Annotated in this window: 7 protein-coding genes and 1 pseudogene; 2 read left to right on the top strand and 6 right to left on the bottom strand. The window is 66.8% G+C overall.

Features of this window, described 5'->3' with window-relative positions; genetic code table 11:
* Together AC1VTH_RS05220 and AC1VTH_RS05215 are read left to right on the top strand one after the other, a co-directional pair.
* Positions 1-356 (top strand): flavodoxin (locus tag AC1VTH_RS05220; protein WP_481335081.1); only part of this gene is annotated, 356 nt, incomplete at its 5' end.
* Between the two features lie 202 nt (positions 357-558).
* Positions 559-1,266 (top strand): phosphatase PAP2 family protein, encoded by a 708-nt coding sequence (locus AC1VTH_RS05215; RefSeq protein ID WP_293673980.1) that lies wholly within the window; start codon positions 559-561, stop codon positions 1,264-1,266.
* 105 nt (positions 1,267-1,371) lie between these two features.
* On the opposite strand, the gene AC1VTH_RS05210 is transcribed toward AC1VTH_RS05215, so the two are convergent.
* The 6 genes and pseudogenes from AC1VTH_RS05210 to AC1VTH_RS05185 all read right to left on the bottom strand — a co-directional run bounded on the left by AC1VTH_RS05210 (position 1,372) and on the right by AC1VTH_RS05185 (position 7,231).
* Positions 1,372-2,265 carry a helix-turn-helix domain-containing protein gene (locus AC1VTH_RS05210; protein WP_481335080.1) on the bottom strand — a complete coding sequence of 298 codons (894 nt, stop codon included), beginning with the start codon at positions 2,263-2,265 and terminating at the stop codon, positions 1,372-1,374.
* Between the two features lie 142 nt (positions 2,266-2,407).
* A pseudogene (locus AC1VTH_RS05205) lies at positions 2,408-3,202 on the bottom strand (ABC transporter ATP-binding protein).
* An 8-nt stretch (positions 3,203-3,210) separates the two neighbouring features.
* On the bottom strand, positions 3,211-4,125 hold the full coding sequence (locus tag AC1VTH_RS05200) for an ABC transporter permease (protein WP_481335079.1): 915 nt from the start codon (positions 4,123-4,125) through the stop codon (positions 3,211-3,213).
* A gap of 113 nt (positions 4,126-4,238) precedes the next feature.
* A complete protein-coding gene (locus AC1VTH_RS05195) occupies positions 4,239-5,216 on the bottom strand; it encodes an ABC transporter substrate-binding protein (protein WP_481335077.1) in 978 nt (325 codons plus the stop codon).
* 186 nt (positions 5,217-5,402) lie between these two features.
* A complete protein-coding gene (locus tag AC1VTH_RS05190; RefSeq protein WP_481335082.1) occupies positions 5,403-6,383 on the bottom strand; it encodes an asparaginase in 981 nt (326 codons plus the stop codon).
* Positions 6,384-6,400: 17 nt separating this feature from the next.
* A complete protein-coding gene (locus AC1VTH_RS05185; protein WP_481335076.1) occupies positions 6,401-7,231 on the bottom strand; it encodes an HD domain-containing protein in 831 nt (276 codons plus the stop codon).
* Positions 7,232-7,633 lie beyond the last annotated feature (402 nt).

The raw sequence follows: 7,633 nt of genomic DNA, 5'->3' as shown, positions 1-7,633 counted from the left end.
CTCCCTACACCGCGGCCGACCTCAACTGGCGCGACGGCTCGAGCCGCTCCACGCTCGAGGGGAAGGACCCCGCGGCGCGTCCCGAGCTCGCGAGTGCCCCCGGCGACCTCTCTGGCTATGACACGATCCTCCTTGGCTTCCCCATCTGGTGGTATGTGGCCCCGCGCATCGTCGGCACCTGGGTCGAGGCGGCGAACCTTGCGGGCAAGAGAGTCGTGACCTGGGCCACCTCGGGCGGCAGCGCCATGGGCGGCACCACCGCCGAGCTTAAGAAGTTCGCGCCCGAGGCCACCTGGGTTGATGGCAGGGTGCTCCGCGGCACCGCCGACGCCGCCTCGTGGGTCTCGAGCCTCTAGCCTCTGCCCTCTAGCCCCCATCCCCATCGGCTCGCCTGTGCTCCGCCCGTCGAGCGGGTGTGAGGCATCGCCCCATCCTTGCGGCCCCTCGACTCTGGCGCGGGGCCGCAGTTTGTATAAACGCTTCTTAAAACGTATCGCCCCAGGCGCCTCGGCACCGTAAGCTAGGGGCATACGTTTGATGCAAGAAGGAGCAAGAACAATGGACGAAAAGAACCGGGGAGCGAGGGGCGTCGCGAGCAGCCTCGCGGGGCTTGCGAGAAAGAACCTGCGCGTCATCGTGGTGTGCGCCTGCGTGCTGGTCTTCCTCATGATCCTCGAGGACGTGTACGATGTCGAGTCGATGCGGCTTGACCGCGCGGCCTACTGGCTCATCGTCGAGCACCTGCGCACCCCCTGGCTCACGCCCGTCATGGAGAGCTTCTCGGCGCTTGCCACGCCCGTCTCGCTCGTGGTGCTGCTGCTTGCGGTGGCGGCGTTTGCCCCGGGCAAGCGCCCGGGCATGTGCTGCGCGGTGAACCTCGTGCTGGTCGTCGTCATCAATCAGGTGCTCAAGTTCATCATCCAGCGCCCGCGCCCTGATGGCTTCAGGCTGGCGACGGCAAGCGGGTTCAGCTTCCCCTCGGGCCACTCGATGGTGGCCATGGCCTTCTTTGGCCTGCTCGCCTGGCTCGTGTGGAAGTACGAGGCCGACCGCCGCCTGCGCCGCCTCTATGCCACGGGTTTTGCCCTCGTCATCGTGATGATTGGCGTGAGCCGCATCTACCTGGGTGTTCACTATGCGAGCGACGTGCTGGGAGGCTTCTGTCTGTCGATGGCGTGGCTGGCGGTCTACACGCGCGTGGCCGTGCCGCTGTTCATTGGCGAGGACGACCTTGGGAGTTCTGGCGAGGAGGCCCTGCGCCGCTAGCGTCCGTGCGCGTGGCCCATGCCGCCTCATGTTTACGAGAGAGGGGCGCGGCGACCGTCTGGCTGTCGCGCCCCTCGTCTGTGGCTGGGTGCCCCTGCGCGGGTGCTAGTTGGCCGCGCGCTTGGAGACGGCCTCGGCGGAGATGCGCCAGGAACGGCCCTTCTTGTAGGCTGGCAGCTCGCCCGACTCGATGAGCTTGTAGATGGTGGGGCGGCTCACGCCCAGGATGGCGACCGCCTGGTCAACGGAGAGCGACTCGGCCTTGGCGGCTGCGGGCGTCTCGGTCTTTGCGCTCGTCTCGGGGGCGACTGCCTCCGCGGGCTTGTCGGCAACGACGGGGGCGTCGGCGGACTGCTCGTCTGCGGGGGCTGCCTCGTCCTTCTTCGCGCGCCTCTTCTTGCCGGGGGCGTCCTTCTCGGTCCGGGCGTCCATGTCCTTGCGCTCGGCCTTGGCCTTGGCGCGCGAGCGGCGGCCCGGCTTGGTGTCGACGGGGGCCTCCTGCGGGGTACCCTGCTCCTGCTCCCTGGCACCCTGGCCGTCGGCGGCCTCTTCGGGGGCTTCGGCGGCATCCTCGCCCTCGGCCTTCTTGGCCTTGGAGCGGCGACGGCGCTTGGGCTTGTCCTCGGCCTCATCGGGGACCTCGGCATCCTTGGCCTCGTCGGCCGGCTGGGGCTCGGGCTCCGGCTCGGGTTCGGGGACGGGGCGCTCGACGTGGGTGGTCTCCCAGGCCGACGCAGCCATGGTAAGGCAGGTCTCGTCAGCGGCCGAGCGGGCGTCGGCGGCGTCCATCGACTCGTAGATGGCGGCGATCACGGCGTCGGCCTCGGCGTCGAGGGCGCCCACCTTCACGGCGAGCTCGTTGAGCGACTCGCACGCGGCAAACGGGTCGGTCATGATCCTGTTGATGTTGGCGTCGTTGATGTCGATGCCGGTGCGCTCGATCAGAGCAACGTAGATGGAGACGAGGCGAGCGAGCGCCTCGGAAGTCTCGGGTCTCATGGAGATGAGCCCTCCTGTTCTCTTAAGGGGACGACGGGCACGCGCGGGCGCCTCGCCAAAAAGCACAGGTAGAGAATAGCATGCAAAAGGGGCCCCGCACCAAGTGCGAGGCCCCTCGAGCGGGTGGCTATGCCAGGTGAGGCTAGCTCAGCAGCATGCGGTCGTTGGCGAGCTCGCCACCCGAGACCTCCTCGAACTTCTGGAGCAGGCCGGATACGGTGAGGCGCTTCTTCTCCTCGCCGCGCACGTCATAGATGACGTTGCCGTTGTGCATCATGATGAGGCGGTTGCCCAGGCGGATGGCGTCGTTCATGTTATGCGTCACCATGAGGGTGGTGAGGCCGCGCTCGGAGACGATCTTGTCGGTGAGCTCGAGGACCTTGGCGGCCGTCTTGGGGTCGAGGGCCGCGGTGTGCTCGTCGAGCAGCAGCAGCTTGGGGTTCGTGAGCGTGGCCATGAGCAGGGTGAGTGCCTGGCGCTGGCCGCCGGAGAGCAGGCCCACCTTAGCAGCCATGCGCGTCTCGAGGCCAAGGCCAAGCGTGGCGAGCAGCTCGGGATACTCCTTCTTCTCGGCCGCGGAGATGCCCCAGGCGAGGCCGCGGTGCTTGCCGCGACGCCTGGCGAGGGCCAGGTTCTCGTCGATTTGCATGTCGGCAGCGGTGCCCATCATCGGGTCCTGGAACACGCGGCCCAGGTACTTGGCGCGCGCGGGCTCGGAGAGGCGCGAGACGTCGACGCCACCGAGCTCGATGACGCCCGAGTCGAGCGGGTAGACGCCCTAGACCATGTTGAGCAGCGTCGACTTGCCGGCGCCGTTTCCGCCGATGACGGTGACGAAGTCGCCCTCCTCGAGCTCGAGGTTGACGCCGGTCAGGGCGCGCTTCTCGTTCACGCTTCCCGGGTTGAAGGTCTTCTTGACGTTGGTGAGCTTGAGCATCGTCGTCATTACTGCTCGCCTCCCTTCGAGTAGGAGCGGCGCCTCTGGATGCGTTCCCACACCACGGGCACGCACAGGGCCAGGGCCACGATGATGGCCGAGAGGAGCTTCATGTCGTTGGCGTCCATGCCCATCTGCAGAACGACGGCGCGGATGAGGAAGTAGACCACGGAGCCAGCGACGGCCGAGACGAGCCTGGCGCCAAACTTGGAGAGGCCGCCAGGCAGCAGACGGCCGAGCACCTCGCCGATGACGATGGCGGCAAGGCCGATGACGATGGCGCCGGTGCCCATGCCGATGTCGGCGTACTTCTGCTGCTCGCAGATGAGGCCACCCGATAGGCCAACGAGGGCGTTGGACAGGATGAGCGCGAGCATCTTGGTGCGGTTGGTGTTGACGCCCAGGGCACGGATCATGGCCTCGTTGTTGCCGGTGGCGCGCAGGGCGCTGCCAATTTCAGTGCCAAAGAACCAGTACAGGCCGGCAACGATCACCACGGCCACGATGAGGCCCACGATGATGGCGCAGACGTTGGAGGTGAGGCCGGTGGCGTTGCCCAGCTGGCTGAACACGGTGTCGCTCGTGAGCAGCGGCGTGTTCGACTTGCCCATGATGCGCAGGTTGATTGACCACAGGCTGATCTGGGTGAGGATGCCCGAGAGGATCGCGGGAATCTCGAACACCGTGGTGAGGAAGCCCGTGACCGCGCCGGCGACGGCGCCCGCGGCCATGGCGGCGACGATGGCCAGCGCGGGGTTCACGCCAGCGACCACGAGCACCGCGCAGACCGCGCCGCCCGTGGCGAAGCTGCCATCGACCGTCAGGTCGGGGATGTCGAGCAGCTTGTAGGTGATGAAGACGCCGAGCACCATGATGCCCCACAGGATTCCCTGGGACACGGCGCCGAGCATTGCTGTCAGCATGTGGTTCCTTCCATTCAAATGCGCCCCGACGGATTTCCCACCGGGGCGCGAAAGCGTGCAACGCGCACTAGTTTAGCGTGGGCGAGGCGCCCCGCGTCATCCGCGCTCGACCCCTAGGCGTCGAGCGCGGACAGGTCGATGCCGAGGGCCTCGGCCATCTCCTCGTTCTTGACGACCTTGAGCTGGTCGCCCGTCTCGGTCTCGATGGCCATGTTGGCGGGGGTGTCCTCGCCCTTCAGGATCTTGACGGCCATCTGGCCGGCCATCTTGCCCAGCTCCTTGTAGTCGATGGAGAGGGTGCAGATGCCCATGCCCATGCACATGTTCTCCTCGCCGGTGATGAAGGGCAGCTTGCCCTCCTTGGCAATCTGGCCCACCTGGGCGGCAGCGGCGGCGATGGTGTTGTCGGTGGGGGTGTAGCCGGCGTCGACCTTGCCTACCATCGACTCGACGACGCTCTGGACCTCGTTGGAGCTCGAGACGGTGTAACGGTCGTGCGTGAGGCCGGCCTTGTCGCAGGCAGCCTCGGCCATCTCGACCTGCAGCTGCGAGTTCGACTCGGCGGTGCAGTAGAGCATGCCCACGTGCTTGGCGTTGGGCAGGACCTTCTGGAGCATAGCGATCTGGTCGTCAACCGGGTTCATGTCGGAGGTGCCGGTGAGGTTTCCGCCGGGCTTGTCGTTGTCGGCGACGAGGCCGGAGGCGGCGTAGTCGGTGATGGCGGAGCCCACGATGGGGATGTCGCTTGTCGCGGCGGCTACGGCCTGGGCGGCCGGCGTGGCGATGACGTAGATCAGGTCGTCGCCGTCGCCCACGAGCTTGGAGGCGATGGTGGCACAGGCGCTCTGGTCGTTGTTGGCGTTCTGTTGGTCGATCGTGTACTTGATGCCAGACTCGTCGAGGGCCTCGACGAAGCCCTCGTTGGCGGCATCGAGGGCGGCGTGCTGCGTGAGCTGCAGGACGCCGACCTTGTAGGTCTTCTCGCCGGAGTCGTCGGACGAGCTGGAGTTGGAAGCGCCGCACGCGGAGAGCACGAGCAGGGCCGAGCCGGCGGCGCCGGCGACGAACGAGCGCCTAGAGATGGAGTTCATGGGTCCCCTTCCTTTCTGCGCGCCCTTCCGCGGGCGGGCTTGCGCCGCGCGGCCCCTGGGTGCGCATCCCTAGTGGTAGCAGCCATTCTATCTGTGGAATTTGCCTGCTAAGCTCGGTTTGAGCCCCCGCGCGCGCGGCGGATACCAACTTGTAACCTTTAATGCTCCCGTCCTGTGCCGCCCGCGCTAGGCCTCCGTCAGACGGTCGTGGTTCACGGGGGCGTAGAAGAGCTCCTGCAGGCGGGTTGCGTCGCGCGTCTGTCCCAGCGCCCACATGGTCTTGGCCACGAGCGCCTCGCAGGTCATGTCGGCGCCGCGCAGGATGCCGGGGTGCTCGGCATAGGCGCGCCCCACCTCGTAGACGCCCAGGTCAAGGCCCTCCTCGGGCACCTGGGTCGTTACGACGAGCGTACGGCCCGAGTCGACCCACCCAAAGATGGCATCGTGCAGAGCGTCGGGGATGCCGCCAATGCCAAACGTCTCGAGGATGATGGCGTCGTAGTCCTCGCGCAGCAGCGTGAACACGGAGGGGTTCACCTCGGGCGTGAGCTTGAGCACAAAGACGCGCTCGTCGAGGTCGTGGTAGATGCGCGGCTCGTGGGCGCGCCGGCGCGCGTCGGCGGGGGCCGTGCGGATGATGCGCTCGTTGCGGATGAGCGCGAGCTCGGGGTAGTTCACGCTGGTAAAGGCGTTGAAGCTCATCGTGCGCTGCTTGCGCGCGCGGGTGCCCGCGACCACCTTGCCGCCAAAGACGACCGACACGTCGCGCGACTCCTCGTCGCAGGCGTACAGCACGCTCTGGTAGAGGTTGATGCGCGCGTCGGTGAAGGGGCTGCTCATGGGCTGCTGCGAGCCGGTGAGCACGATGGGGCGCGGGCTGTCCTGGATGAGGTAGGAGAGTGCGGCGGCGGTGTAGGCCATCGTGTCGGTGCCGTGTAGCACCACGAAGCCGTCGTAGTCCTCGTAGCGGGCAAGGATCGCGTCGCCAATCGCCTGCCAGTCGCCGGGGCGCATGTTGGTGCTGTCGATGTTCATGGGCTGCACGATGTCGATGTCAGCGAGCTCGGAGGCCTGCGGCACGTAGCCGGCAAGCTGCTCGCCGGTGAGCTGCGGCGTCAGGCCGTTGCCCTCCTCGGCAGAAGCGATGGTGCCGCCGGTGGCGACCATGAGGATGCGCGGCTTGGTCACGAGGCATCTTCCTCCAGGTAGGCGCCCATCTCGCGTGCCATGCGGGCGAGCTCGGCGCGGGTGTGGTCGTTGTGGAAGGGGCCGCTGGCCCCAAACGGGTGCTCGAGCAGCCCGATGGCGCAGCCCTGCTCGCGCATGATCTTCTTGCTGGGCGCAAACGCCAGCTCAAAGGCAAAGCAGGCAAAGCTCACGAGAAAGTCGGCCGGCTGTGAGCGCTCATCCCTCAGCATGCAGCGGCGCTCGTCAAACGCCCGGGTCGCCTCGGGCGAGAGGGTGCTGCCCAGCAGCTCGTCCATGGAGCAGCCCAGCATCGCCTCGGGCGTGTCGAGGCTCGCGACGCGCAGGATGTCGATCTTGTCGGCATCGCGGGTGATGTCGCAGAACATGCGCGTGCGCTCGTCGAGGCCGGCGGGCAGGCGGTAGTCGCTGTGGAGACAAACCGCTATCCGTATGACCTCGTCCTCGCTGGCATCGGCAACAAAGTCGCGGATGCGTGGCTCGCCGCTACCTGCAATGGGCTTGCCCAGGTGCTCGCGGGAGCCAAACAGGACCTTCTCGCCCAAGCGCGCGTGGCTCGTGGAGTCCGCGTCCCTAAACGTGTCCCAGCGGCGAACCTGCTCAAAGCGCCCCATGTCGTGGAGCAGGCCGCACAGCCAGGCGAGGTCAACGTCCCGCTCGTCCAAGCCAAGGTCCGTGGCAATACGATGTGCGACTTCGGCCACGCGATAGGTGTGCTCCACCTTGAGCGCGATACGCGGGTTGGATGGGTCATAGGCGGCCACGTAGGCGTCAAACGCCGTGCGGGCCCTGTCTCGGTCGATGATCATACGTCCTCCTCGCATCCATCCTAGCGCCGGTGGGCATGCATCCCCGCGAGGCCCTCGCGAATGCTTAGCCGCACGCCCTGATACGGCTCGCGAAAGGACGCCATGATGGTGGTGAGCTGCAGGCACCCACCTCGCGCTCGTCGGCCTTGCCAAGATCCCGAACGGCCGCAAGGCCTGCTCCGAGGAGAAGTAGCGCCTAAACATATATGTGATGTGCGCGAGCAGTGAATCTATATGGTGGGCAGATGCTGGCCGTAGCTAGATTGGTGCTCGCAACATATAGGTAAGTAGAAGGGGTGACCATGATGCGAAGCCTTGGCCTCCCCTCGTATCTCGTGGGTGCGCCCCCTCCCTCCCAATTGTGTAGGAACCGTGGACGCCTTGCCACGCCCCCGCATGCGG

This window comes from Parolsenella sp., from assembly GCF_982402205.1.
The sequence above is the reverse complement of the archived record's forward strand: the minus strand, read 5'-3'. Positions and strand labels throughout refer to the sequence as shown.

Coding starts and splice junctions, on each gene's coding strand:
- AC1VTH_RS05215 (WP_293673980.1), top strand. CDS start 559: ATGGACGAAAAGAACCGGGGAGCGAGGGGCGTCGCGAGCAGCCTCGCG.
- AC1VTH_RS05210 (WP_481335080.1), bottom strand. CDS start 2,265: ATGAGACCCGAGACTTCCGAGGCGCTCGCTCGCCTCGTCTCCATCTAC.
- AC1VTH_RS05200 (WP_481335079.1), bottom strand. CDS start 4,125: ATGCTGACAGCAATGCTCGGCGCCGTGTCCCAGGGAATCCTGTGGGGC.
- AC1VTH_RS05195 (WP_481335077.1), bottom strand. CDS start 5,216: ATGAACTCCATCTCTAGGCGCTCGTTCGTCGCCGGCGCCGCCGGCTCG.
- AC1VTH_RS05190 (WP_481335082.1), bottom strand. CDS start 6,383: ATGGTCGCCACCGGCGGCACCATCGCTTCTGCCGAGGAGGGCAACGGC.
- AC1VTH_RS05185 (WP_481335076.1), bottom strand. CDS start 7,231: ATGATCATCGACCGAGACAGGGCCCGCACGGCGTTTGACGCCTACGTG.